We start from the raw sequence: 24,802 nt of genomic DNA, 5'->3' as shown, positions 1-24,802 counted from the left end.
ACATGACCAATGCCTTCTTCTGTTAATAATTTATTGCCATAATTAATTGGAGATATTCATCTTTTCTAAAAATTTTTAACTTATTAATTCAACTGTTTGCATTTTAATAGCTGCTTATCAACAGACAAGCAGCTTAGGATTAGCTTTGAACTTCTTCTTTATAGTCACAATCCGTACATTGAACCTGTGTGCCTTTCTTGCTTTTCTTCTCTACAAGTAGTGAGTCACACTTTGGACATGGTCTTGCAATTGGTTTATCCCAGGAGACAAAGTCACAATCAGGAAATTGGTCACAACCATAAAAAGTTCTTCTTTTTTTGGACTTTCGTTCTACAACATTTCCCTCTTTACATTTCGGACATTTTACCCCAATCTCTTTAAGGATTGGCTTTGTATTCCTACAGTCTGGAAAATTGGAACAAGCTAAGAACTTCCCATATCTTCCCATTTTATAAACCATTTCATGACCACATTCTTCACAGTCAATTCCAGCAGGTTCATCTTTAATCTCAATCTTTTCCATTTCCTTTTCTGCTATTTCTAGTCTCTTATGGAAATCTTGGTAAAAGTCATCGATTATGGTAACCCAATTTCGTTTACCTTCTTCAATCGAATCTAAGTCATCCTCCATTTTGGCTGTAAATTCCACATCAATTATCTCAGGAAAGAATTCTTGTACCAATTCTGTAACAATTGTACCCAGCTCAGTAGGTATGAATCGTTTATTGTCTAACGTAACATATCCACGTCTTTGTATAGTATCTAAAGTAGGTGCATATGTTGAAGGTCTGCCTATTCCTAATTCTTCCATCGTTCGTACTAATCTAGCTTCTGTATATCTTGGAGGGGGCTGAGTGAAATGCTGATTCGGTATAATTTCCTTGGAATCAACTATCATCCCTTCCGTTAAATTAGGAAGCATTTTATCCTCGACTTTTTTATTGTCATCTGTTCCTTCGATATACACTTTCATAAAACCTTTAAACTTTATTTTTGAACCCGTAGCACGAAATTCAATGCCGTTATTCATTAGGTGTACGGTCATCGTATCCATAACCGCTGGCGCCATTTGGCTTGAAAGCGTACGCTCCCAAATCAATTTATAAAGTCGGTACTGGTCCCTCGTTAAACTATCTTTTAATGACTTAGGATCTCTGTTGATGGATGTTGGTCGAATTGCTTCGTGTGCATCTTGCGCACCCTCTTTATTTTTTTGGGGTTTGCTCTTACCTAAATATTCCTCACCATAATTTTCCACAATATAATCATGTGCTTCCGTTTTTGCAGTATCCGATAATCTAGTAGAATCGGTACGCATATAGGTGATTAAACCGGTTATCCCGCCAGCTTTTCTCCCTAAATCAATACCTTCATATAATTGTTGGGCAACCATCATCGTTTTTCTTGCTCTAAAATTGAGTTTTCTTGCAGCTTCTTGCTGTAGCGAAGAAGTAATAAATGGTTGAGCTGGATTTCTTTTTCTTTCGCGTTTCGTTACTTTATCAGTGGAAAATTGCTTGTCTAACTTATTTATAATTTCTTTAACTTCACTTTCTTGCTTAAGATTCTGCTTTTTCCCATCCAATCCGTAAAAGGAGCCTTCGAAAACGGTTTTATCTTTTTCAAATTCTGCTTCAATGGTCCAATACTCTTCGGGTTCAAAATTATTAATTTCCTTCTCCCGGTCGATAATCATTTTCATAGCCACAGATTGTACCCGTCCAGCACTTAATCCTCTTTTAACTTTCTTCCATAGTAATGGACTAATATTATAGCCAACCAGACGGTCTAAAACGCGTCTTGCCTGTTGCGCATCAACTAAATTGATATCAATGGTACGTGGATTTTTAAATGATTCTTTAATAGCATCTTTTGTTATCTCATTAAAGACGACACGGCACTGTGAATCCTCATCCACATTTAAAGCATGAGCTAAGTGCCAAGCTATCGCTTCTCCTTCTCTATCCGGGTCGGCTGCAAGATAGACTTTTTTTGCTTTTTTTGCGGATTTTCGAAGGTCCTTTAACACATCACCTTTTCCACGTATAGTAATATATTTTGGTTTATAGTTTTCCTCTACATTTACAGCCATTTGACTTTTTGGTAAGTCGATAACATGGCCCATTGATGCTTTTACTTCATATTTTTTTCCTAAATATCGTTCAATTGTCTTTGCCTTCGCTGGCGATTCTACGATTACTAGATAATCTTTCATGTAAGTTTCCTCCTAAAATGAGGTTAGCAATTTTTAGAATAACTAATATTTGTGTTAAGTATTGTGCTACTCCAATAATCATGCAACAAAAGCAGCAACGGCTGTTATTAGCTACCTAATACTAAATACGTATACGTTTTATGTTATTACAGTTCTATTAAGAAATTTGCTTCCCAATGAAAATTAGAAATCTTCACTAATACTAAATATATACACCTCATTTGTCAAACATACTGTTACAATTATTCTGTAAACATTACTTTATCGACAAGAAACTTTGACCTGTGTTTACCCAATCCTCATTTATATCTTCTGGACTGTAAACTAGTTTTGCCCCTTCTTGAATCATACGATGACACCCTTTTGTTTGCGGAATCAAAGGTGACCCAGGAACAGCATATACTTCCCTACCTTGATCCAGTGCTTGATCTACAGTAATTAAAGTTCCACTTTTTTCAGTGGCTTCTATTACCAATGTTCCAAACGTTAAACCACTAATAATCCGATTTCTTTCAGGGAAATGAAATTTTGCTGGAGGAGTATCGGGTGGGTATTCGGATAATATTAACCCTTGCTCTGCTATTTGATGAAATAAAGAGGTATTCTGTTTAGGGTAAACATGATTAAGACCACTGCCAATAACAGCAATTGTTTTTCCTTGATTACCTAATGCAACTCTATGCGCAAAACTATCGATTCCTTTTGCTAGTCCACTAACTATTAACCAATTTTCCTTCACTAATGGTTTTACGATTGATATCGTTTTCTCCATCGCTTCCTTTGACGGATTCCTTGTTCCAATAACACTTAATGCTTGTTTATAATCTAATAATGACAAATCCCCTCTAGCATACAATACAAGAGGTGCATCTTTTATTGTATTTAACACACGAGGATAGTTTCCGTCAACTATAGTGACGATTTTATACTTATTTAAATCTTGCTTTAACTTCTTCCTTACACTTACATTATGAAGGTCAGAATGGAATAATGATGCGTTTTTTAATGGGAGGGTGTATATTTTTGATATGTCTGAAGGTGATAACTGATAGATCTTAGTCAACGAAGAATCAAATACGAGGATTTTTTGAATCATTCGTCTTGTAATACCACGGCATCTTGTTAGATGCATTAATCGAATACGGACTCTTTCCAATAGAATACTTCCTTTCCAATGTGTATACAAATAGAACCTAAAAGATGTTTTCCCTTTTAGGTTCTATTAAACATATAATTATTTATTAAATCCGGATTTTATCAATCTTTAGTGGGTTTTACATTTTTCAGCTAAGCCTTTTTCTTGAAGGAGTTTAATCATGGTTTCTCCAATAACAGCCGGTGTATCTGCAACAGCTATTCCACACTCTTCCATTACACGTATTTTTTCAGATGCAGTACCTTGTCCACCTGAAATAATCGCACCAGCATGCCCCATTCGTTTTCCTGGAGGTGCTGTAGCCCCACCGATAAACCCAACTACGGGTTTTTTCATATTTGCTTTTACCCATTCAGCCGCTTCTTCCTCGGCAGTACCACCGATCTCGCCAATCATTACTACAGCTTCTGTTTCTGGATCTTCATTAAATGCATCAAGCACATCAATAAAATTCGTTCCATTAACTGGGTCCCCACCAATTCCTACTGCGGAAGTTTGGCCATAGCCAGCCTCAGACAATTGATGTACAGCTTCATAAGTTAATGTACCAGAACGTGAAACAACTCCGATATGACCTTTTTTATGAATATATCCTGGCATGATACCAACTTTGCATTCTTCTGCAGTAATGACGCCAGGGCAATTAGGTCCAACTAACCTTGTTTTCTTTCCTTCCATGTAACGTTTTACTTTTACCATATCAAGTACTGGAATATGTTCTGTTATACAAATAGCTAAATCAAGTTCAGCATCTACTGCTTCTATTATTGCATCAGCAGCAAATGGAGCTGGTACATAGATTACAGAAACAGTTGCGCCGGTCTCATTTACCGCTTCTTGAAGCGTGTTAAACACTGGAACACCTTCTACTTCCGTACCGCCTTTCTTAGGAGTCACACCTCCAACAATTTTTGTACCATATTCAAGCATTTGCTTAGTATGGAATCTGGCTGTTCCACCGGTAATACCTTGGACAATTACTTTTGTATCTTTATTTAAATATACACCCATTTTCGTCCGTCCTTTCCTCTTGTTATTTCACCATAGAAACGATTTTTTGAGCGCCGTCAGCCATTGAGTCAGCCGAGGTTATATTAAGACCAGATTTGTTTAATATTTTCTTCCCTAAATCTACATTTGTACCTTCTAAACGCACAACTAATGGAATCTCTAAGCCTACCTGTTTAGTAGCTTCAACTACTCCTTCTGCAATAACATCACATTTCATGATTCCACCGAAAATATTGACGAAAATGCCTTTTACATTTGGATCAGACAGGATAATTTTAAACGCTTCCGTAACTTTCTCTGCTGTAGCACCGCCTCCAACATCAAGGAAGTTTGCAGGTTCACCGCCAAAATATTTAATGATATCCATAGTAGACATCGCTAAACCTGCACCATTTACCATGCATCCGATATTTCCATCCAATGCAACGTAACTAAGGTCATATTTAGATGCTTGAATTTCTTTTTCGTCTTCTTCATCTAAATCACGATATTCCATAATCTCAGGATGACGATACATAGCATTATCATCAAAATTCAGTTTAGCATCTAATGCTAGAACCTCTCCATCACCGGTTGTAACTAGAGGATTAATCTCTGCAATAGAACAATCCTTTGAAACAAAGGCTTCATAAAGTCCTGTCATGAATTTGGCTGCTTTACCTAATAATTCTTCTGGTATGTTAATATTAAATGCTAATCTGCGAGCTTGATAAGGTGCTAGTCCAATTACAGGGTCAATAACTTCTTTAAAGATTTTCTCTGGTGTTTCTGCAGCTACCTCTTCAATTTCCGTTCCACCTTCTTCAGAAGCCATCATAACTACGCGGGATGTTGCACGATCCAGTACGACCCCCACATAATATTCTTTTTTAATATCGCACCCTTCCTCGATAAGAAGTCGTTTTACCTCTTTACCTTCTGGACCAGTTTGGTGAGTTACCAATGTTTTCCCTAGAATTTCTTCGGCATATGTACGAACTTCATCTAGATTTTTTGCAACTTTAACACCGCCGGCTTTTCCGCGTCCTCCAGCATGGATTTGGGCCTTGACAACGGTTACAGCTGTACCTAAGTTTTTTGCAGCTTCTACAGCTTCATCCACTGTATACGCAACAAGACCATTAGGGACTTTAACGCCATATTCACGCAGAACTTCCTTACCCTGGTATTCGTGAATGTTCATTATTCATCCTCCTAACAAATTTACTGCAATTTCATTGTATTAAAAAAAAACAGAATTAACAACAGAAAAGTCCGATAATCCTCACAAAATTGTCATATTTCGTTATTTAGTTCTTTATCTGCATGATAAATGAACGCAAAAACTTCTGCTACTGCCTGATATAATTCTTCTGGAATTGCTTCATTTATATTTAATTCCGCTAATAAGTTTACTAGATTTGGATCCTCCACAATAGGTATTTGGTTTGTCTTCGCTAACGCTATCATTTCTTCAGCAATAAGATTTTTCCCTGACGCTGACAAAATAGGCGCCGAATTACTTTCACTGTCATAACTTAATGCAGCAGCTTTCTTTTGGTTATTTTTCATATTCTATAATCTACTCCTTGATAGGAAAATGTTTTTTCTGAAAATGGGTTTGTTTTTCTCTCTTGTTGAATTGGTTTATAATTAATATTGGTTAAATAATAATCTAATTTCTCCAGCCCTTCCTTTAACAAAGGCTGATATCGTTTTGCCAGAATACTTAAGTTATCAGTATTATTGTATATGGTAATTGATACTGCCCTCTGCTGAATGTGCATTTCAATCGTTGTTTCCTTAAGATGAGCTAATTCCAAGAAAAAGTAAATTCTGCAATAGTCGGAGTTCATTTCTCCATTCTTTCTCTTTCTACTCTTAAACTGCATGGTAAAATCCTTCGTTAATCCTATCTTTTCACCAGGTATTTGAATGTTAAAATGAATAAAATTATCTGTTTCATTAATGGATTGTAATTGGACACCATTTAAATACTGTAGCAGTTTTAAAGCTGTTTCATGTGTGGATCCATCTTTTTTAACAATATATTCCAACAACAAACTCTTTATTGTTTTTCTTTGATTTAATTGATTAAAGAGTCTATATTCGAAATCCAAACCAGCAAATTGAAAATACTTTTGAACATGTTGAATGAACTGATTTTTAGGATCTGCTATCACAGAGACTTTATCCGAACCAACTACTTCAGCTAACAGATGTTGTAATTCATTAATTGAATTATTCTGGATTGGCTCCCTTAGCAGTCTGTTCATTAATTCTGTTTGACTTAAATTTCTATTTATTAGTAGTGATTCCAATATATCTTTGGAAATAGGGTATCTATATACTATCATTTCTTTTAATACATCCATAGTCTGCGGATTCTTTTTATTCTCCTGCAATAGATGAAATGCATGAAGTAATTCCTTCTTCTGAAAAGGAATTCCTTCATCCATAAGGAGCTGAATGAAGGTAGTATTTATTCTTGATGCTTTGATCCCTAGGCTTTGCAATAAGGCTGAAATATCTTGTTTTGGTTGATTTTTAAGCTTATCACCAATGACTTTTAAATACAGCGTATGATTGGAAATATGTACTTGAAAATGATATTTCCCACCAACCACTAAAGGTGTTTCTAATCTCGCAGTAATTGATTGACTATTTAATTGAATTAGTGCTTTATTATTTGGATAAAGCTTCTTTACTTGACCTTTTACAATCTGATCATTTCTAAATGCCTGATTAGATGGTGGCATTATCTTAGCCATTTGACCACCAGATATTTTATAACTATTCAGTTGCAGTAACCCCCTTATCTAATACAATGTTCCGTACTGGCGCAAACGTCTTACGATGATAAGGAGTTACACCAAATTCTGCGAGTTTTTCTATATGGTGCTTCGTACCGTATCCCATATTAGAAGCAAAGTCATATTCTGGGTACTCTATATGTATTTCTTTCATCAAGCGATCTCTTGTTACTTTAGCTAATATACTAGCTGCCGCTATTGAAATACTTCTAGCATCACCTTTAATGATAGATTCTGAAGAACAAGGTAAATCAGTTAAGTTCACTGCATCAATTAATAGATGATCAGGATGCGTTTCAAGCGTTTCTATAGCTTGGCGCATTGCTAACTTAGTCGCTTCAAATATATTGATTTCGTCGATTTTCTGACTATCAATTATCGCTATCCCATAACTGATTGCTTTTTCTTTTATAATAGAAAAATAGTTTTCTCTACGTTCTTCATTCAGTTGCTTCGAGTCGTTTAAACCAAGTAGTTTAAAATCCGAAGGCAAAATAACAGCTGCAGCGACTACTGGCCCCGCAAGCGGTCCCCTGCCAGCCTCATCAATCCCTGCTATAAATTGCTTCCCATTATCAAATGCTCGTTGTTCATACTGACACATTTCCTTGAATTTCATTTCCAATATATGTTCTTTTTGTTGTTGTCTTTCATACGATTTAATCAGTTGCTGTACACCTTTTCTTTCATCATGCTTTAATTCATTCATCATTTCATCATTTATATCCCCATTAGTAAATAGTTGCTTCAACACTGAAATTGATTGTTTCTCCATTATGACACCTATCTTTCTGAATTTCTCTTTTCTCCATGATTATTGCCTCTACCCATATATACTAGGGCAACGTTTGTACATCTTGCAGGAATATTAAGTTAGACGTAAAGCAAAGGTAAAAAATGACATCCATCCTTAGATGCATGTCATCTTGCCCCAGGGGCTTCAAGTGTAATTTTACCAATCCTGCCTGTTCGTAAATCGCGAAGAAAGATATCTGATACTCTGTCAAAGTTAACATTACCCCCACTTTCCAGGGCGCCTCTTTGTTTTCCAATTGTAACAAATATTTCCCACATATCTTCCATTTCACTATCTATTTGAAAACGTTCATGCAGCAAATACGGATAATGGTCTTGCATATATCTAATTACAAAGGCAACTATATCTTGTAAAGATAATAATTGGTCTTTTATTGTTCCAATGGCGGCCAATCGATAAGCAACATCCTGGTCTTCAAATTTGGGCCAGAGTATCCCCGGTGTATCTAATAACTCAAAATCTTTTTTCACCTTAATCCAAAGCTGTTGTTTCGTTATACCAGGTCTGTCTCCTGTTTTAGCAATTTTTTTATTAGCTAATCGATTAATAAGAGTTGATTTCCCGACATTCGGAATTCCTATTATCATGGCACGACTCGCTCGCGGTTTTATACCCTTTTTCTCAAGCTTTTTCATTTTTTCTTGTCCTAGTTCTTTTGCTAACTGAATCACTCGTTTGATATCAGCTTTATCATTTACATCAACAGCAATAGCTGGTACTTCTTTGTCCTGAAAATAACTCAACCATTTTTCGGTTATGTGATGGTCTGCAAGATCTTTTTTCATAAGAACAATCATTTTTGATTTATTTTGAAGTACTTGTTGTAACATGGGATTTTGTGATGAAATCGGTGCTCTTGCATCAACTAATTCAATAACAAAATCAACTAATTTTAACTTTTCTTCAACTTCTCGTTTTGCTTTAGCCATATGACCTGGAAACCACTGTATTGTCATAACTAATAACCTACTCTCCTACAAATTGCATTCTATCTAACGGCCAATAAATCAAACTTGCTTTGCCTACTATCTGATCTATTGGAATGACACCTAGCATCCGACTGTCTGTTGAATTCCCACGGTTGTCACCTAATACTAGAACATGTCCTTCAGGAACTACTTCATACTCTCCAGGTAATTCCTCGAGAGCAAAGTCATTGGTAATTGTTTGATAAGACTTCATATTCTCTTTTTGTTCTGTTAAGAAAGACTCTTCCACAGATTCACCATTTATGTACAATACTTCATCTATAAATTCTACATGCTCACCTGGCAAACCAATGATTCGTTTTATAAAATCTTTTTGTGCAGATGCATGAAAAACAACGATATCAAATCGGTCGGGTTTTCTAATTTTATAAGTAATTTTATTTACAATCATTTGATCTTGGTCATGTAATGTTGGTAACATAGATGGGCCATCGACGACAATGGGTGAAAAAAGAAACATGCGAACAATAAAAGCTAACCCCAATGCAAATAATAGTGCCTTTAGCCAATCAAACCATTCATTCTTCTTCTTAGCCATTTGTTCTCCTCCAGGCCCTTTAAAATCTCTCTTTTTAAATAGTTTATCATATCCTTGAAAATTAATGAGAGAATAAATAAAAAAAATCTGTTCTTTTTTTACACCGTCCATCACTTTGCTTTAACAGGGATTAGATTAAGCACTATATAAAGAAAAGCTCCTAGTACATACTTCGTGCTAAATTTATATAGAATGTCTGTAATTCAGAATAGTGTAGCTCTCGCTCACATTTATGTTTGATTTGTGCGATCATTCGCTCCGGCAGAATACTTGCGGTTCGTGGGCACGGCCTCAGCCTCCCTCGCGGAAAGCGGAGTGTATTTCCGTAGCGGTGTTAACGAATCGCTTCATTAGTTATTTATTCTTAATTAAATAGATCAGGAGTTCCTATCGAATTGTAACAACGAACATACATCCAGAAAGAGCCTTGTTTTAAGAAATAAAAAAGGAGCTTGTGCAAATGCCCAAGTTCCTTTTTTATTACTATGAATTTCTTTTCATTATCGACGTTCTTTAATACGTGCTGCTTTACCACGTAGATTACGTAAGTAGTATAATTTCGCACGACGTACTACACCACGACGAGTTACTTCGATCTTGTCAACACGAGGTGAATGTACAGGGAATGTACGTTCAACACCTACACCATAAGAAATTTTTCTTACAGTAAATGTTTCACTAATTCCACCGTTTTGGCGTTTAATTACTACACCTTCAAAAACCTGGATACGCTCACGAGTTCCTTCAACAACCTTAACGTGTACTTTTACAGTGTCACCAGCGCGAAACTCAGGATGATCCGTGCGTAATTGATCTTTCGTAATGTCTGCAATTAATTGTTGCATCTTACTTCACTCCTTCCAAACTAATGCTCATCATTCTCTAAACGGAACAGCGGAACATCGTTTTACGGCTTAACGTACTTAAGCACAATAATTAATATAACATAATGAATTTATTAGTTCAACTATAAATTAAGGCTCTTTTCGTATATTTTGTTGCTTAATGAACGTTGTAGTTGATAGAAACTCCTCATAAAACTTAAATTCATCATTTTATGGCTACCTTACACAAATAAGTGCGTTGTTGATTTCCGCTCCAATCAACACTGTTTTCTAGAGGGAGACTATTTTTTCACTAATATCAGAATCACTACCATTTATTCATTTGTTTAAAATACCCAATTATATAAGAAAATTAAACAGCACTAATCAGCGAAGGAAATACACGGAGACTCCTTGAAAAAAGAAAACCACTTTTTTCTGCGTGCGATGTAACCCTGCCGAAGCGTTCCTTGTCCTGCGGGATGAAAAGCCTAGGTGAGACTTACGTAGAGTAGGCACAGCAGCGCCCGCGGAAAGCGGAGTGTATTTCCGTAGCAGTTATATAGCAATATTCTTAATTATACTAATCCACAGTCTATATAAAATATGAAATATAGTCATGTTGCACAAGCGACAAACTTTTAGAAAAGAGCCTAAATTAATTCTCATTACTTACCTTTTATTCTATTTAACAGTTGCTTCTCTTCTTCTGATAGATCTGAAGAGGAGAGTAAGTCCTTCCTGCGTTCATACGTTCTTTTTAATGATTGTTCTTTTCTCCACGTTTCAATCTTTGCATGATTACCAGATAACAAAACATCTGGCACCTTCATTCCACGAAAATCTGCCGGACGAGTATAATGAGGATGCTCTAACAGCCCTGTTGAGAACGAATCTTGTGGTGCTGAATCCTTATTTCCGAGTACATCCGGAAGTAGTCTAACAACACTATCAACAACAACCATAGCCCCCAATTCTCCACCCGTTAATACGTAATCACCGATAGAAATTTCATCCGTTACCAAATTCTCTCTTATTCTTTCATCATAACCTTCATAATGTCCACATATAAAAATGAGGTGATCCTCTTTAGCAAGCTCTTCTGCTTTTGTTTGGGAATACGTTTCTCCTTGAGGACACATAAGAACGATACGTGGTTTTTTCGTATTTTCACTGGTAATAGATTCAACCGCATCAAAGACAGGTTGTGGCGACAATACCATGCCTGCACCACCACCATATGGATAATCATCCACTTTATTATGCTTATTGTCTGTGTAATCTCTAAAATTAACAAGATTGTAACTAAACTTCCCGCGTTCCGTAGCTTTTCTTAAAATAGAAGATTGAAATACACCAGTAAACATCTCCGGAAATAATGTCAGGACATCGATATGCATTATTCAAACAGTCCTTCCATTGGTTCAATGATGATTTTCTTATTATCGATGTCCACTTCTTTTACGACATCTTTTATGTAAGGAATTAAAATATCTCTCCCTTTCTTTTGTTTTACCACCCAAACATCATTTGCACCAGGGGATAAGATTTCTTTGACCTCCCCAATGTTTTGCTTGTCAATTGTAAACACTTCGCATCCGATAATCTCATAATAGTAAAATTCGTTCTCCTCTAATTCGGTCAGTTGGTCTTTTGATATTTTTAAGTTATGTCCTTTAAAATCCTCTACATCATTAATATTGTTGTACCCCTCAAACTGAAGAAGGTCATAACCTTTATGTACACGATGTCCTTCTATAACTAGTTGTATATTTTCTCCATTATCTTTTACTAAACAAACCTTTTTACCAGGTTGAAAACGGTCTTCAAAATCACTTATACGCAACACTTTAACTTCCCCGCGGATTCCATGCGTGTTAATCACTTTGCCAATATTAAATAATTCCTGGTTCATGTTAATCACCTGCTTTTTCTCTATTTATCGATTCGAACAACAATTCCATCTTTAATAACAATAGATTGCTCTTTCATAATATCATCCCAATGCGTACCTTCTGTTACTTCAACAAGAGCTTCAACCTCTTTTTCAACAATTTCACTGCCTAGTTCAAGCATATCCAATTGCTCTGTCTTAAAATCAATTAATTTTATTTTTTCCTGACGTTTATTCAGTTCTTTTTGAAAACGGCGAGAAATATCTTGTCTAGATACTCCTGACTTATTTTGTAACTTTCTTTTTTCAAATAACAATTGTTGACACTCTTGTTCAAGTCGCATTTTCTGATCGTAAAAGTTATCTCTTAGTTTCGCTTTACTATTTTCGGTTACGATTTGTTTAATAAGGACTTTCTTCATTATTTTCATAACTTCTCCCCACTCTCACCGAAATGTTTATAATCCATAATAATCATTATAATAAGATGATTTGATTGCTCTATTATATTAGAAAAGGGAAAGAAAACCAAATGGTTCCTTCCCCTTTTACTACATAATATCCAAGTAAATGCGTTTTTCCCCATCTGTTTTAGCTGCATAAACAACTGTACGAATCGATTTTGCTATACGACCATTCTTACCAATCACCTTGCCAACATCATCTTGATTAACAGTGAGATGATACACAACTTTAGTATCTTCTTCTGACCTCGTTACAACAATATCTTCCGGGTGATCAACAAGTGGTGTCACAATTGATTCAATCAGGGCTTTCATGATATCACACTACTTTACTATTAGTTTTTTGATTCGTGGAATTTTTTCATGATGCCTTGTTTTGAGAATAGGTTGCGAACAGTATCACTTGGTTTCGCGCCTTTTTTCATCCAATCAAGTGCTTTTTCCTCATCTATTTTAACTTCAACTGGACTAACAACAGGGTTGTAAGTTCCAATCTGTTCAATATTACGTCCATCACGAGGAGAACGTGAGTCAGCTACTACGATACGGTAAAATGGATTTCTTTTTGAACCCATACGTTTCATACGAATTTTTACTGCCATTATTATTGCACCTCCATAAAATGTTTTTCACAAGAATTGATTCTAACAGATATTTTCATGTCTGTAAAGTGTTTTTACATTACATAACAATAAAAGCCTTCTATGCGATAAAAAAAGCATCATAAAACAGCCGATTCCAATCTACATAAATGGAAAATTCATGCCACCTTTGCCTTTTTTGCCTTTTTGCATATTTGACATTTGCTTCATCATTTTTTTCATATCTGTAAATTGCTTTAATAATCGATTGACTTGGGATACAGAAGTTCCAGACCCTTTCGCAATACGCTTTTTACGACTTGCATTTATAATGCCTGGTTCCTGTCTCTCTTTCTTGGTCATCGACTGTATGATTGCTTCAACATGTACCAGTTGTTTTTCATCAAGTTGTGCATTCTTTAAGCCTTTCATTTTGTTGGCTCCAGGAATCATATTGATTAATTCATCTAATGGTCCCATATTTTTCACTTGACCCATTTGTTCTAAAAAGTCGTCAAAAGTGAAGGACATTGTTCGCATTTTTTCTTCCAGTTCTTTTGCTTGCTTTTCATCTACGTTAGCTTGTGCTTTTTCTATAAGGGAAAGCACATCCCCCATTCCAAGAATTCTAGACGCCATTCGTTCTGGGTGGAAGGCTTCTAGCTGATCAAGTTTCTCACCCATACCTGCAAATTTAATTGGTTTATTGGTTACTGCTTTTATAGACAGTGCAGCACCACCACGAGTATCTCCATCAAGCTTGGTTAACACAACACCTGATATGTCTAGTTGTTCATTAAAACTTTCAGCCACATTAACAGCATCTTGACCTGTCATAGCATCAACAACCAAGAAAATCTCATCTGGTTTTAAATTGGTTTTGATTTGATCCAGTTCGTCCATTAACTCTGAATCTACATGCAAACGTCCTGCCGTATCGATAATAACATAGTCATTATGATCCTCTTTCGCTTTTTCAATTGCTTTTGAGGCTATTTCCACAGGGTTCACATCAGTTCCCATAGAAAACACCGGCATATCTAATTGTTCCCCTAATGTTTCTAACTGCTTAATCGCTGCTGGACGATATACATCACAGGCAACTAAAAGAGGATTTCGATTATGTTTTTTTCGAAGTAAATTTGCAAGTTTACCTGTAGTAGTTGTCTTACCAGCACCTTGCAAACCAACCATCATAATTACAGTTGGCGGGCGGTCTGCAACAGCTATTTTACTTTGCTCACCACCCATTAAAGCAGTTAGTTCTTCTTTCACTACCTTAATGACTTGTTGCCCAGGTGTTAAACTTTCCATTACTTCCTGTCCGATTGCTCGTTCTTTTATACGTTTGATTAAATCTTTAACGACCTTAAAATTTACATCCGCCTCTAACAGCGCAAGCCTTACTTCACGGGTCATTTCTTTAACATCTTGTTCTGATACTTTTCCTTTGCCTGTGATTTTTTTTATCGTACTTTGCAGGCGGTCGGCCAATCCTTCAAATGCCATAGAAGGTGTCCCCCTAATCTATTTCTTTTAGTTGTTGTATCAAAGATAATAAGTTTTTGTCAGTAATCTCCATTTCCAATTGTTTGATAATAGAAGCTTGTTTTAGATATTTATCATATAACCGCAGCTTATCTTCATACGATTCAAGCATGTTTTCGGTTCGTTTAATATTGTCATATACTGCCTGACGAGATACTTGATACAACTCGGAAATCTCACCTAGCGAATAATCTTCTAAATAATACAATTCCATATAATTGCGTTGCTTAGATGTCAATAATGCTTGGTAAAAGTCAAATAAATAATTCATACGGGTTGTTTTCTCTATCAAGACATCACCCCTTTGTTAAGTGAATCGCCTTTACATTATATCATACCTGAAACTGCTTGTCTGTCAAAGTGTGCTCACATTCTATTTGGATAGTTGTATGTTGCTTATTCGTCTTCCGTTTCATCTAGCATATCAGCAAATAATCCATATACAAATGCATGTGCATCAAATTGTTGTAGATCATCTATTTTTTCTCCTAGACCCACATACTTAACAGGAACATTTAATTCATGGCGAATGGCTAGAACAATTCCACCTTTTGCAGTGCCATCCAATTTTGTAAGCACAATACCAGTTACATCTGTAGCTTCTGAGAAAGTTTTCGCTTGGCTAAGTGCATTTTGTCCAGTTGTAGCATCTAGTACTAACAATACTTCATGAGGAGCATCAGGTATCTCACGCTCAATAACCCGTTTCACTTTGGAAAGTTCATTCATGAGATTTACTTTATTTTGTAGTCTACCTGCAGTATCACAAATTAACACATCTGCTTCTCTGGACTTAGCTGCTTTAATCCCATCAAAAATAACCGCAGCAGGGTCACTTCCAGCACTGTGTTTTATCACATCAACGCCAGCTCTTTCCCCCCATACTTCAAGCTGCTCAATAGCACCGGCACGGAATGTATCTCCTGCAGCTAAAACTACATTTTTTCCTTGTTTCTTTAATTGATGAGCTAATTTACCAATGGAAGTTGTTTTACCTACACCATTAACACCAACAACCAATATGACAGATAACTCATTTTCTTTCATATTTATTGCTTCGATTTCCTCATCATCGTCACCATAATAAATTTCCACTAGTTTTTCAGAAATAACATTCTTAACTTCTTTAGTATCTTTAATATTTTGGCGTTTGACTTCCATTTTTAACTCATCTATCAGATCCATCACAGTCATAACACCTACGTCTGCTGATATAAGAACCTCTTCAAGTTCCTCAAAGAAATCCTCATCAACCTTACGATACCTTGCGATTAAATCATTAATTTTTCCAGAAAAAGTATTACGACTTTTTTTCATCCCTGCTTTATACTTTTCACTAACTTCTTCTGTCTCTTTATTTTGGGTAAATTTATTTTTTAATTTGTCCATAAATCCCATACTAACTCTACCTCCTTAGGAATTTACTAAGTCCTTTGTATCTTCCAATCTTACTGATACCAACCGAGATACACCTGATTCCTGCATTGTCACCCCATAAAGTACATCTGCTTCTTCCATTGTACCTTTACGATGCGTAATTACAATAAACTGTGTGTTTCCGCTATATAATTTTATATATTTAGCGAAACGGACAACATTGGCTTCATCAAGTGCTGCTTCCACTTCATCTAAAATACAAAACGGCACAGGACGCACCCTTAATATAGCAAACAGAAGTGCAATTGCCGTTAAAGCACGTTCACCACCTGAAAGTAATCCTAAATTTTGAAGTTTCTTTCCAGGAGGCTGGGCAATAATATCGATACCTGTGTCCAGCAAATGTTTAGGGTCTGTTAATTTCAGTTCTGCATGTCCACCACCAAATAACTGTTTAAAGACATCTTCAAACTCCTCTTTAATTTTATGAAAAGTAGAATCAAAGCGTTTAATCATTTCATCATCCATTTCAGAAATAACTTTGAAAAGAGTTGTTTTCGCTTCAACCAAATCATCTCTTTGCTCAGAGAGAAATTCGAACCGTTCTGAAATTCTATCATACTCATCAATTGCTCCAAGATTAACTGTCCCAAGACGATCAATACGATTTTTCAGTTGATGGACAATTTCTTTTGATTGGTTAATATCCGCAGATTTCTGATAGGTTTCAGAAGCTCGTTCATAAGTGATGGTATATTCTGTTTGTAAATGACTTAATCGATTTTCCAAATCAACATCCAGTCGATTTGCCTGAACTTCTTCTTGCTGAATGGTTTGTAAAAATACTTGATGTTTTCTGGACTCTTCCTTTAATTCCCTATCGATACTTTGTATGTTTTTTGTTATGCGTTCACGCTCGTAACGTTTCTCTTGTATAAGATTAGTAATTTCTGTCTTTTTAGCTTTATTAGAATTCAAGGTGTGTTCTATCTCTTCTTCAGATTCCTCTATATAATCCATTTCTAACAAAGTATTTAATTCTTTCTCATAGGAATCATATTGATTTTCCAGGTCATTCATTTGTACTTCAACTACTCTTACTTTTTCTTTCTGGCTCTTGACTCGTTCTTCTTGCTCAGCTAATGAGACTTGATATTGATGTAGTTGATTTTGAAGCATCTCTTGATTTTCTTTAAACTCCGCTTCTTGGTTTGTCAACAAGTTAATTTCCTTCTGAACTTCTTCCAACTTTTGCTTAATATTTTCTAATTTAGCTGTTAGTTGCTTATCTCGGGATTGCAATGAGTCACTGTCTTCAGTAAATTGTTTTTGATCCTGATCATATATATATAAATTTTCATTTAAAGAATCTAGTTTTAATTCGATTTCCTTACTTTCTGATTGTAAATTTTGTAGAGTTTGCTGTTCCAATGACAAAGTCTCTTCTTCTGACCGTAGTCGTTCTTCTGTTTCAGCAATATGTCGTTTTTGTTTTTGCACATTTTGTTCAAAGTTAATAATTCTCTCTTGATAATTATTAACTTTGGCCGTTAATTCTTGAATGTCTTTTTCTCTTGAGAATAAAGATTGGTTCGTTTTTTTCTGTGCTCCACCTGACATGGACCCACCAGGATTCACCACATCCCCATCAAGTGTGACGACACGAAACCTACGATGTACAACTTGAGCTATTTCATTCGCATCTTTTAGGTTTTTTGCAATAATAACATGACCCATTAAATGGTTAACTGCTTTTTGATACGTTACTCTTGTTTGAACCAAATTTGCTGCGACACCTATAAATCCGGGGTGATTTTCGATTCGGTGCAGCAAGTCTTTAGATATGAAGCGCTCCTGAATGGACTGTAGTGGTAAAAAGGTTGCACGACCATTATTGGTTTTTTTGAGCCATTGAATCGCTTTTCTTGCTGCTAAATCATTTTCTACAACAATATGCTGGGCCTGTCCCCCCAAAACGGTTTCAATCGCCGTAATGTACTCTTTAGGAACATCAACTAATTCAATAACTGCACCATATATATGATCAAGATTATTTTGTTCCCTAGCTTTTAATACAGCCTTTACTCCCTGGAAAAAGCCTTGAAAGTCTTCTTTCATTTCCTCAAGCATTTCCTTTTTTGACTTCAATTTTTCAATATATTGATAACCTTTATATAGCTTGGTTTGTGAGTCTTGAAAAGCATTCCTATCATTCTCAAGCGCCTTCTTTAAATCCTTAATTATGGATTGTTTTTCCTTATAACGTGTCTCTTGTGTTTCAAGTTCCATTTCTATTTGTTCTTTCTTATTAGTAAGGTCTTCCCGTAAGTGTAATAAATCTTGAAACTTCGATGCTTGTCTATCCTTTTTCCCTAAAATCTGCTGCTTTTGCTGCTGAATCGATTGCCTTTCGTTTCGCAAAGCTGCTTGCTTGTTTAAGTACTCGATATAATCTGATTTCAATTCTTCAATTTGATCAGATATCGATTCTTCGCTCCAGGAAAGTTTCTCTGCTAATTGCTTCACCTTTTGTTTTGTTTCCTGTCTAACTTTCCTTATTTCAGATAGCTTTTTCTGTTCCCCCACAAGTTCGTCATGAAGTCTTCCAATATTTTCAGCAGTTGTACTTTTTTGCTTCTCAAGCTTCTGTTTATTATTATCAAAATGCTTAGTTCGTTCACTTAAAAGTTGTTTCTTTCCTTCGTATTTCTCTAATTTTTCTGTTGTATTCAATAGCTGTTCCTGAAGCTTTTCTAATTGTTTATCCAATTCATCCAATTTTGCACGATGATTTTCTAAAGTTGCTTCTTTTCTCTGAATAGATGCTTTCATTTGCGTTTCTTTAGACCTACTATTATTTATCGTCTCAAGCATTGCTTTCCATTCAGTATGTAACTTCTCTATTTCGGCAACTAACAAGGAAATTTCTTCGTCTTTAAGCTCTTCCTTTAGTTCCATATACTTCTTAGCTGTTTCCGCTTGTTCCTGAAGTGGAAGCATTTGCTGTTCAATTTCATGGATAATATCTTCCACACGGTTTAAATTTTCTTGTGTTTCTGCTAATTTATATTCAGCTTTTTTCTTTCGCTGTTTATATTTGAGGACACCTGCTGCTTCTTCAAAAATTGAACGTCTCTCTTCAGCCTTAGAACTTAAGATTTCCTCTACTTTTCCCTGACTGATAATAGAAAAAGCTTCTCTCCCTAAACCAGAGTCCATAAATAAATCTATAATATCTTTCAAGCGACAAGATTGTTTGTTTATATAAAATTCGCTATCTCCAGAACGATACACTCGTCTAGTTACACTAACCTCATCGTAATCCAAAGGCAATGACTGATTTTCATTATCCAATACGAGTGTTACTTCGGCAACATTCAACGGTTTTCTTGTATCACTCCCCTGGAAGATAATATCCTCCATTTTGGACCCACGCAAAGATTTAGCTGATTGTTCACCTAGTACCCAACGAATAGCATCCGTAATATTACTCTTTCCACTCCCATTCGGACCAACTACAGCCGTAACTCCGGGAACAAAATCAACACTAATGCGTTCAGCAAATGATTTAAAGCCCATACTTTCTAACCGTTTTAAATACATAGACATTCTCCTAATACATATAAAGGCTCTGCAATAAAAAGAGCCATTTAAATAAAAAATCATTTGGCTTTTTACCGCATTTATTTTATCATAAACTTATAAACAAAAGAAGTACATTAGTAAACTTAGGCTTAATACCACCTTTTTGGTAATAGCCTTCGAAACATTTTATATACTAGGTACATTTAAAAATTTCAATTTCGTCGAATGTAAACATAGCTGAAATTTTTAATTACCAACGAATCTGATACATAACAGATAGATATTGGAAATGTACCGAAAAGGAGGGGAAGCATGATGGAAACTGCAACACAGGAGAACCTGAAAAAGTTACTTGACGAGTTAGGTGATCGGCTTAACGTTGTTAACCGTGGATTATTAGACGCAGAAGATTACGATTTAGCTAAATATGATGATCTCAAAATGATGTATGACATCGTTGTACAAAAAGGTCGACTTAGCACTTCTGAAACACAAGCTTTCGTCGAAGAACTAGCTACAATTAGAAAAAAATAAAGAAAAGCGGCTGTTCCATGGACAGCCGCTTTTTCATGCGTGAAATTTATCTAATGCTTTTTTAGCCGCACGTTGCTCCGCTTCTTTTTTGGTTCTGCCAATTCCTTCGCCGGTAATTTCATCGTTAATACGTACATTTGCTATAAATTCTTTGTTGTGAGAAGGACCTTTTTCATCAACAATTTTATATTCTATACTGCCATTCTTATACTGCTGAATATATTCCTGCAACTGACTTTTATAATCCATCGCATGCGAAAAAGTACCAGATTTTATTTTAGGGAATACATGTTCTTCCAGAAATTGAAGAGCCTGTTCAAATCCTTGATCAAGGTATAGCGCACCGAGAAATGCTTCAAAAACATCTGCTAAAATAGCAGGACGCTCTCTACCACCTGTTTGTTCTTCCCCTTTTCCGAGCAATAAATATTTACCAAAGTGTAAATCTTGGGCAAAATTCATTAAAGAAGGTTCGCAAACAATTGCTGCTCGAAGTTTTGTCATTTCTCCTTCTGGCATTTTCTTATTTTTACGGAATAAATACTGGGAAACACCTAATTCAAGGACAGCATCTCCTAAAAATTCCAAGCGCTCATTATCTGAAAAAACTTCCTTCCGATGCTCATTCACATAAGATGAATGGGTAAAAGCCTGTTTAATTAATTCATGATTATTAAATGAAAGGTTTAATTGTTGCTCCAGTTGTTCTACGTCCATACCTGTCACCTCTCTATTAAAGATACGGAAAGTCTCGCTAACGCGAGACTTTCTCTATTTTTAGGATTGTTTACTGTTTATGTAATTAACAGCATCCCCTACTGTATTAATTTTTTCAGCTTCCTCATCGGCGATTTCCATATCAAATTCATCTTCAAGCTCCATAACAAGCTCAACCACATCTAGAGAATCTGCTTCAAGGTCATCTTTAAAAGAGGCTTCAAGTGTAATTTTTTCTTCTTCTACATCTAAACGATCTACAATAATAGCTTTTACACGGTCGAATACATCTGCCATCCTTCATCACCTCCCTTCAAGTAGTATAGTAAATTTTTTGGAAAAGTACTAGTAAAAACTTAATAAGAATACTATACATTTCTATTTGCGTTTTTAGTTAGAAGACTTTTTCTAAAAATGATTGATACATTTACGACATGAAAGACTGCATGATATTAGTATAAATTCATCATTACATCACCATGCCACCATCGATGTGAATAGTTTGTCCAGTGATATAATTTGCGTCTTCAGATGCAAGGAAACGGACTACTCTTGCTACATCTTCAGGTTGTCCCAATTTTGCTAATGGTATCATTTCGAGCATAGCTTTTTTTTGTTCTTCTGACAGTTCTTCTGTCATATCTGTTGAAATAAAACCAGGTGCTACAGCGTTCACTAAGATATTTCGTGATGCAAATTCTTTTGCTGTAGTTTTCGTTAAGCCAATAACCCCTGCTTTAGCTGCTACATAGTTTGCTTGGCCTGGATTTCCGGCAACGCCCACAATAGAAGCAATATTTATAATTCGTCCGGCCCTTTGCTTCATCATTTGTCTTGATACCGCTTTGGTACAAGTAAATACTCCTTTAAGGTTCGTGTTAATAACTTGGTCAAATTCATCCTCTTTCATTCGCATGATTAAATTATCACGAGTAATACCTGCATTATTTACTAGTATATCCAGACTGCCAAATTCTGAAGTGACTTCTTTAACCATCGCTTTCACTTCAGATTCGTTCGCAACATTAGCTTGTATCTTAAATGTTTTCACACCCAAAGCTTTGATTTCTTCAACTACTGTTTGCGCCTTTGCTTCACTACCTGCATAATTCACAACCACATTGGCACCTTTACTGGCTAGCTCAATTGCTATTGCTCTTCCAATTCCACGTGATGCTCCAGTCACTAAAGCATTTTTCCCTTGTAACATTAATTTTCCTCCCTATACCATGCGATGAATTTATTCATGGATTCGATATCTTGCACCGCAAAAGATGGTATACGTCTATTAATTTTTTTAAGTAAACCAGTAAGAACTTTTCCATTACCAACTTCTACAAATGCATCTACACCTTCATCTATCATGTTTCGAACAGATTCTTCAAATCTAACAGGTGAATACAATTGTTTAATTAGAAGATCCTTAATTTCTTCTTTATGCGTTACACGATTAGCTGATACATTTGCAAAAACAGGTGTTTTGGCATCCTTAATTTCTATTTGATTCAAATATCTAGAAAACTCTTCATTCGCTGCCTTCATCAATCGGGAATGAAATGGACCACTAACATTAAGTGGAAGTACACGTTTTGCACCATTTTCCTTTAATAAATCTTTTGCTTGGTTTATCCCTTCTCTTGTTCCAGAAATAACTACTTGACCGGGACAATTCAAATTAGCAATATCAACTATTTCGTCGGTGATTGATTCTATCGTACTCTTTATGTCGTCTGCCTTTAGCCCTAGTACAGCTGCCATCGTACCTTGACCTTTTGGAAATGCCTCTTCCATCAGTCTTCCTCTTGTTGCAACTAATGGCAGTGCATTTTCTATTTTAATAGCCTCAGATGCGACAAGTGCACTATACTCCCCTAAACTATGACCAACTGTCATTGCTGGTTCAACACCATTGTTAATCAATAACTGGTGGATGGCGATACTAGACAGCAACAATGCAGGCTGGGCATTCTCTGTCTCAGTCAGTGTTTCTTTTGGACCTTCAAACATTACTTTAGTAATATCCACATCCAGTAATTCATTCCCGCGTTCAAAAAGCTCTTTAACTTCTGGAAAAGAATCATAAAATTCTTTCCCCATTCCTATGTCCTGTGAACCCTGACCTGGAAACATAAATGCTACGCGTTTCATACACTCACTCCTTCTCTAATTCCATACTTTCAACCGTCGTCTTAATCGTATTGGTCACATCATGATCTACCATATATTTAGCCTGTTTAATCGCACTAACAATAGCCCGGCGATTCGATGATCCGTGTGCTTTGATTACAGGTGCAGCCAACCCAAATAGCCCTGCTCCACCATACTCAGAATAATCAAGTTTGCCCTTTAATCCTTTTAAGTCATTTTTTAATAAAATTGCACCAAATTTTGTCTTCATGGAGGACATCATCGTCTCTTTTAAGATACTAAATAGTGCACCAGCTGTACCTTCAATAGTTTTGAGAGCAATATTTCCACTAAAACCATCCGTAACAACAACATCAGCAACACCATCTAACAAATCACGAGCTTCCACATTTCCAACGAAGTTAATCGGAGCATCTTTCAGTAATTTAAAAGCTTTTTTTGTTAGCTCACTGCCTTTGCCATCTTCCGTTCCAACGTTTAATAAACCAACCGTTGGATTATGGATGGAACGAACATTCTCCGTATAAATCGAGCCCATAATGGCGTATTGCAGAAGATGTTGTGGTTTGGCGTCTACATTTGCTCCTACATCTAATAGTAAGAACCCTTTTCCATCAATAGTAGGCAAAGTTGGACTTAAAGCAGGTCTATCGATACCAGGTATTCTTCCAACTACAAATAATCCTGCACTCATTAATGCCCCAGTATTACCTGCCGAAATACAAGCATCAACGCGCCCCTCTTTCACCTCTTTAGCAGTCAGAACAAGAGAGGCGTTTTTTTTACGTCGCACAGCACGAACAGGTTCATCCTCCCCTGTAATAACATCTTCTGTATGAATTACATCTATATTTTTGGACGACTTAAGCAATGGGGTAATTTGTTTCTCGTCACCTACTAACGTTATATGTAAATCATTTATTTCAGAGACAGCTTCCACAGCACCCATGACAATTTCTGTAGGCGCGTGGTCCCCTCCCATCGCATCAATTGCTAATTTCATGATTGTCTTCTCCTTTTTCTTCGTTGGAACGATACATATGAAAAGTACCCGCAAATACTTTTTCGCTTCCTACGAAACTATTAACTTTTACAATAGTTAAACCTTTTTCATTACCTTCCACATTTGCTTTAGCAATAACCCGCTCTCCTTCTTTTACCTGACGGGTAAATTTAATGTCTGCTTTAGCAGTTAAAGCTAGTTCATCATTGATCACTGCAACAGCCAAAGAATTAGCCTGTGCGAACAAATGATGACCACGGGCAATTTTATTTCTTGAAAAAACTAAATCAGAATGTATGTCTAGAATGGAAATGGCACGCTTGTCCAACTCAAGATCAATTACTTCACCTATTACCTCTTCCAATGGCAATGCTTTTACTGTTTCATTCCAATGGTTGGTGGCAACATATTTAATACGTTCTCTTAATTCTGGTATAGAAAGCTCCATACGATCAAGTCGAATAGTTTGGATACTAACAGAGAAAAAATCCGCTAGCTGTTCATCCGTTATAAATGGAGTTTCTTCTATTTTTTCTTTTAATAATCTTTGTCGTTCTGTCTTAGATCGTTTCATGTTATCACGCACCATCCGTAGCTTTTCTCAATTTT

26 protein-coding genes are annotated in these 24,802 nt (G+C 36.0%); 1 reads left to right on the top strand and 25 read right to left on the bottom strand.

Features of this window, described 5'->3' with window-relative positions; all coding sequences use genetic code 11:
• Positions 1 to 139: 139 nt before the first annotated feature.
• From topA to smc, 19 genes are all read right to left on the bottom strand, one after another.
• The gene (topA, locus tag D8M06_RS01315) at positions 140 to 2,215 is read right to left on the bottom strand and encodes a type I DNA topoisomerase (protein WP_121202554.1); all 2,076 of its coding nucleotides are present in this window, start codon (positions 2,213 to 2,215) and stop codon (positions 140 to 142) included.
• A gap of 256 nt (positions 2,216 to 2,471) precedes the next feature.
• Entirely contained in the window at positions 2,472 to 3,371 is a 900-nt protein-coding gene (gene dprA / locus D8M06_RS01310) for a DNA-processing protein DprA (RefSeq protein WP_121202553.1), read from the bottom strand.
• A gap of 108 nt (positions 3,372 to 3,479) precedes the next feature.
• A complete protein-coding gene (gene sucD, locus D8M06_RS01305; protein ID WP_121202552.1) occupies positions 3,480 to 4,382 on the bottom strand; it encodes a succinate--CoA ligase subunit alpha in 903 nt (300 codons plus the stop codon).
• A 22-nt stretch (positions 4,383 to 4,404) separates the two neighbouring features.
• On the bottom strand, positions 4,405 to 5,565 hold the full coding sequence (gene sucC / locus D8M06_RS01300) for an ADP-forming succinate--CoA ligase subunit beta (protein ID WP_121202551.1): 1,161 nt from the start codon (positions 5,563 to 5,565) through the stop codon (positions 4,405 to 4,407).
• A gap of 92 nt (positions 5,566 to 5,657) precedes the next feature.
• Positions 5,658 to 5,933 carry an EscU/YscU/HrcU family type III secretion system export apparatus switch protein gene (locus D8M06_RS01295; protein ID WP_121202550.1) on the bottom strand — a complete coding sequence of 92 codons (276 nt, stop codon included), beginning with the start codon at positions 5,931 to 5,933 and terminating at the stop codon, positions 5,658 to 5,660.
• A complete protein-coding gene (locus tag D8M06_RS01290; protein ID WP_121202549.1) occupies positions 5,930 to 7,132 on the bottom strand; it encodes a hypothetical protein in 1,203 nt (400 codons plus the stop codon). Before D8M06_RS01290 ends, D8M06_RS01295 begins: the two co-directional genes overlap by 4 nt.
• Before the next feature lie 22 nt (positions 7,133 to 7,154).
• Positions 7,155 to 7,949 carry a ribonuclease HII gene (locus D8M06_RS01285; protein ID WP_121202548.1) on the bottom strand — a complete coding sequence of 265 codons (795 nt, stop codon included), beginning with the start codon at positions 7,947 to 7,949 and terminating at the stop codon, positions 7,155 to 7,157.
• A gap of 146 nt (positions 7,950 to 8,095) precedes the next feature.
• The gene (gene ylqF, locus D8M06_RS01280; protein ID WP_121202547.1) at positions 8,096 to 8,947 is read right to left on the bottom strand and encodes a ribosome biogenesis GTPase YlqF; all 852 of its coding nucleotides are present in this window, start codon (positions 8,945 to 8,947) and stop codon (positions 8,096 to 8,098) included.
• Positions 8,948 to 8,957: 10 nt separating this feature from the next.
• Positions 8,958 to 9,518 carry a signal peptidase I gene (lepB, locus tag D8M06_RS01275; RefSeq protein WP_121202546.1) on the bottom strand — a complete coding sequence of 187 codons (561 nt, stop codon included), beginning with the start codon at positions 9,516 to 9,518 and terminating at the stop codon, positions 8,958 to 8,960.
• A 500-nt stretch (positions 9,519 to 10,018) separates the two neighbouring features.
• On the bottom strand, positions 10,019 to 10,363 hold the full coding sequence (rplS, locus tag D8M06_RS01270; RefSeq protein WP_121202545.1) for a 50S ribosomal protein L19: 345 nt from the start codon (positions 10,361 to 10,363) through the stop codon (positions 10,019 to 10,021).
• 647 nt (positions 10,364 to 11,010) lie between these two features.
• Positions 11,011 to 11,742, bottom strand: a complete 732-nt coding sequence (trmD, locus tag D8M06_RS01265) for a tRNA (guanosine(37)-N1)-methyltransferase TrmD (protein ID WP_121202544.1) — start codon at positions 11,740 to 11,742, stop codon at positions 11,011 to 11,013.
• On the bottom strand, positions 11,742 to 12,257 hold the full coding sequence (gene rimM, locus D8M06_RS01260; protein ID WP_121202543.1) for a ribosome maturation factor RimM: 516 nt from the start codon (positions 12,255 to 12,257) through the stop codon (positions 11,742 to 11,744). The genes trmD and rimM overlap by 1 nt, the downstream gene beginning before the upstream one ends.
• 20 nt (positions 12,258 to 12,277) lie before the next feature.
• Positions 12,278 to 12,658 (bottom strand): YlqD family protein, encoded by a 381-nt coding sequence (locus D8M06_RS01255; RefSeq protein ID WP_338322939.1) that lies wholly within the window; start codon positions 12,656 to 12,658, stop codon positions 12,278 to 12,280.
• A gap of 129 nt (positions 12,659 to 12,787) precedes the next feature.
• On the bottom strand, positions 12,788 to 13,015 hold the full coding sequence (locus D8M06_RS01250; RefSeq protein ID WP_121202541.1) for a KH domain-containing protein: 228 nt from the start codon (positions 13,013 to 13,015) through the stop codon (positions 12,788 to 12,790).
• Positions 13,016 to 13,035: 20 nt separating this feature from the next.
• Entirely contained in the window at positions 13,036 to 13,302 is a 267-nt protein-coding gene (gene rpsP / locus D8M06_RS01245) for a 30S ribosomal protein S16 (protein ID WP_121202540.1), read from the bottom strand.
• 141 nt (positions 13,303 to 13,443) lie between these two features.
• Positions 13,444 to 14,790, bottom strand: coding sequence for a signal recognition particle protein (ffh, locus tag D8M06_RS01240; protein ID WP_121202539.1), 1,347 nt, complete (start codon positions 14,788 to 14,790; stop codon positions 13,444 to 13,446).
• 13 nt (positions 14,791 to 14,803) lie between these two features.
• The gene (locus tag D8M06_RS01235; protein ID WP_121202538.1) at positions 14,804 to 15,121 is read right to left on the bottom strand and encodes a putative DNA-binding protein; all 318 of its coding nucleotides are present in this window, start codon (positions 15,119 to 15,121) and stop codon (positions 14,804 to 14,806) included.
• Positions 15,122 to 15,225: 104 nt separating this feature from the next.
• Positions 15,226 to 16,227 carry a signal recognition particle-docking protein FtsY gene (gene ftsY, locus D8M06_RS01230; RefSeq protein WP_121202537.1) on the bottom strand — a complete coding sequence of 334 codons (1,002 nt, stop codon included), beginning with the start codon at positions 16,225 to 16,227 and terminating at the stop codon, positions 15,226 to 15,228.
• Between the two features lie 15 nt (positions 16,228 to 16,242).
• Positions 16,243 to 19,809, bottom strand: a complete 3,567-nt coding sequence (gene smc, locus D8M06_RS01225; protein WP_121202536.1) for a chromosome segregation protein SMC — start codon at positions 19,807 to 19,809, stop codon at positions 16,243 to 16,245.
• Between the two features lie 297 nt (positions 19,810 to 20,106).
• Here smc and D8M06_RS01220 point away from each other — a divergent pair, with 297 nt between their 5' ends.
• A complete protein-coding gene (locus tag D8M06_RS01220) occupies positions 20,107 to 20,325 on the top strand; it encodes a DUF1128 domain-containing protein (RefSeq protein ID WP_241558785.1) in 219 nt (72 codons plus the stop codon).
• Positions 20,326 to 20,358: 33 nt separating this feature from the next.
• Here D8M06_RS01220 and rnc read toward each other — a convergent pair whose 3' ends face one another.
• From rnc to fapR, 6 genes are all read right to left on the bottom strand, one after another.
• The gene (gene rnc, locus D8M06_RS01215; RefSeq protein WP_121202534.1) at positions 20,359 to 21,042 is read right to left on the bottom strand and encodes a ribonuclease III; all 684 of its coding nucleotides are present in this window, start codon (positions 21,040 to 21,042) and stop codon (positions 20,359 to 20,361) included.
• 60 nt (positions 21,043 to 21,102) lie between these two features.
• The gene (acpP, locus tag D8M06_RS01210) at positions 21,103 to 21,339 is read right to left on the bottom strand and encodes an acyl carrier protein (protein WP_121202533.1); all 237 of its coding nucleotides are present in this window, start codon (positions 21,337 to 21,339) and stop codon (positions 21,103 to 21,105) included.
• A gap of 172 nt (positions 21,340 to 21,511) precedes the next feature.
• Positions 21,512 to 22,252, bottom strand: a complete 741-nt coding sequence (fabG, locus tag D8M06_RS01205) for a 3-oxoacyl-[acyl-carrier-protein] reductase (RefSeq protein ID WP_121202532.1) — start codon at positions 22,250 to 22,252, stop codon at positions 21,512 to 21,514.
• The gene (fabD, locus tag D8M06_RS01200; protein ID WP_121202531.1) at positions 22,252 to 23,190 is read right to left on the bottom strand and encodes an ACP S-malonyltransferase; all 939 of its coding nucleotides are present in this window, start codon (positions 23,188 to 23,190) and stop codon (positions 22,252 to 22,254) included. Before fabD ends, fabG begins: the two co-directional genes overlap by 1 nt.
• Positions 23,191 to 23,194: 4 nt before the next feature.
• Entirely contained in the window at positions 23,195 to 24,193 is a 999-nt protein-coding gene (plsX, locus tag D8M06_RS01195; protein ID WP_121202530.1) for a phosphate acyltransferase PlsX, read from the bottom strand.
• On the bottom strand, positions 24,177 to 24,767 hold the full coding sequence (gene fapR, locus D8M06_RS01190; RefSeq protein WP_121202529.1) for a transcription factor FapR: 591 nt from the start codon (positions 24,765 to 24,767) through the stop codon (positions 24,177 to 24,179). Before fapR ends, plsX begins: the two co-directional genes overlap by 17 nt.
• Positions 24,768 to 24,802 lie beyond the last annotated feature (35 nt).

Source organism: Oceanobacillus halophilus (assembly GCF_003628505.1).
Classification (GTDB): domain Bacteria; phylum Bacillota; class Bacilli; order Bacillales; family Amphibacillaceae; genus Oceanobacillus; species Oceanobacillus halophilus.
Note: the sequence above shows the minus strand (reverse complement) of the source record. Positions and strands in the feature narration are given on the sequence as shown.

What these genes read in the sequence shown, in the direction of transcription:
- topA (WP_121202554.1), bottom strand. Translation starts at nt 2,215, where the DNA reads ATGAAAGATTATCTAGTAATCGTAGAATCGCCAGCGAAGGCAAAGACA.
- sucD (WP_121202552.1), bottom strand. Translation starts at nt 4,382, where the DNA reads ATGGGTGTATATTTAAATAAAGATACAAAAGTAATTGTCCAAGGTATT.
- sucC (WP_121202551.1), bottom strand. Translation starts at nt 5,565, where the DNA reads ATGAACATTCACGAATACCAGGGTAAGGAAGTTCTGCGTGAATATGGC.
- D8M06_RS01295 (WP_121202550.1), bottom strand. Translation starts at nt 5,933, where the DNA reads ATGAAAAATAACCAAAAGAAAGCTGCTGCATTAAGTTATGACAGTGAA.
- D8M06_RS01290 (WP_121202549.1), bottom strand. Translation starts at nt 7,132, where the DNA reads ATGGCTAAGATAATGCCACCATCTAATCAGGCATTTAGAAATGATCAG.
- D8M06_RS01285 (WP_121202548.1), bottom strand. Translation starts at nt 7,949, where the DNA reads ATGGAGAAACAATCAATTTCAGTGTTGAAGCAACTATTTACTAATGGG.
- ylqF (WP_121202547.1), bottom strand. Translation starts at nt 8,947, where the DNA reads ATGACAATACAGTGGTTTCCAGGTCATATGGCTAAAGCAAAACGAGAA.
- lepB (WP_121202546.1), bottom strand. Translation starts at nt 9,518, where the DNA reads ATGGCTAAGAAGAAGAATGAATGGTTTGATTGGCTAAAGGCACTATTA.
- rplS (WP_121202545.1), bottom strand. Translation starts at nt 10,363, where the DNA reads ATGCAACAATTAATTGCAGACATTACGAAAGATCAATTACGCACGGAT.
- trmD (WP_121202544.1), bottom strand. Translation starts at nt 11,742, where the DNA reads ATGCATATCGATGTCCTGACATTATTTCCGGAGATGTTTACTGGTGTA.
- rimM (WP_121202543.1), bottom strand. Translation starts at nt 12,257, where the DNA reads ATGAACCAGGAATTATTTAATATTGGCAAAGTGATTAACACGCATGGA.
- D8M06_RS01255 (WP_338322939.1), bottom strand. Translation starts at nt 12,658, where the DNA reads ATGAAGAAAGTCCTTATTAAACAAATCGTAACCGAAAATAGTAAAGCG.
- D8M06_RS01250 (WP_121202541.1), bottom strand. Translation starts at nt 13,015, where the DNA reads ATGAAAGCCCTGATTGAATCAATTGTGACACCACTTGTTGATCACCCG.
- rpsP (WP_121202540.1), bottom strand. Translation starts at nt 13,302, where the DNA reads ATGGCAGTAAAAATTCGTATGAAACGTATGGGTTCAAAAAGAAATCCA.
- ffh (WP_121202539.1), bottom strand. Translation starts at nt 14,790, where the DNA reads ATGGCATTTGAAGGATTGGCCGACCGCCTGCAAAGTACGATAAAAAAA.
- ftsY (WP_121202537.1), bottom strand. Translation starts at nt 16,227, where the DNA reads ATGGGATTTATGGACAAATTAAAAAATAAATTTACCCAAAATAAAGAG.
- smc (WP_121202536.1), bottom strand. Translation starts at nt 19,809, where the DNA reads ATGTATTTAAAACGGTTAGAAAGTATGGGCTTTAAATCATTTGCTGAA.
- D8M06_RS01220 (WP_241558785.1), top strand. Translation starts at nt 20,107, where the DNA reads ATGGAAACTGCAACACAGGAGAACCTGAAAAAGTTACTTGACGAGTTA.
- rnc (WP_121202534.1), bottom strand. Translation starts at nt 21,042, where the DNA reads ATGGACGTAGAACAACTGGAGCAACAATTAAACCTTTCATTTAATAAT.
- acpP (WP_121202533.1), bottom strand. Translation starts at nt 21,339, where the DNA reads ATGGCAGATGTATTCGACCGTGTAAAAGCTATTATTGTAGATCGTTTA.
- fabG (WP_121202532.1), bottom strand. Translation starts at nt 22,252, where the DNA reads ATGTTACAAGGGAAAAATGCTTTAGTGACTGGAGCATCACGTGGAATT.
- fabD (WP_121202531.1), bottom strand. Translation starts at nt 23,190, where the DNA reads ATGAAACGCGTAGCATTTATGTTTCCAGGTCAGGGTTCACAGGACATA.
- plsX (WP_121202530.1), bottom strand. Translation starts at nt 24,193, where the DNA reads ATGAAATTAGCAATTGATGCGATGGGAGGGGACCACGCGCCTACAGAA.
- fapR (WP_121202529.1), bottom strand. Translation starts at nt 24,767, where the DNA reads ATGAAACGATCTAAGACAGAACGACAAAGATTATTAAAAGAAAAAATA.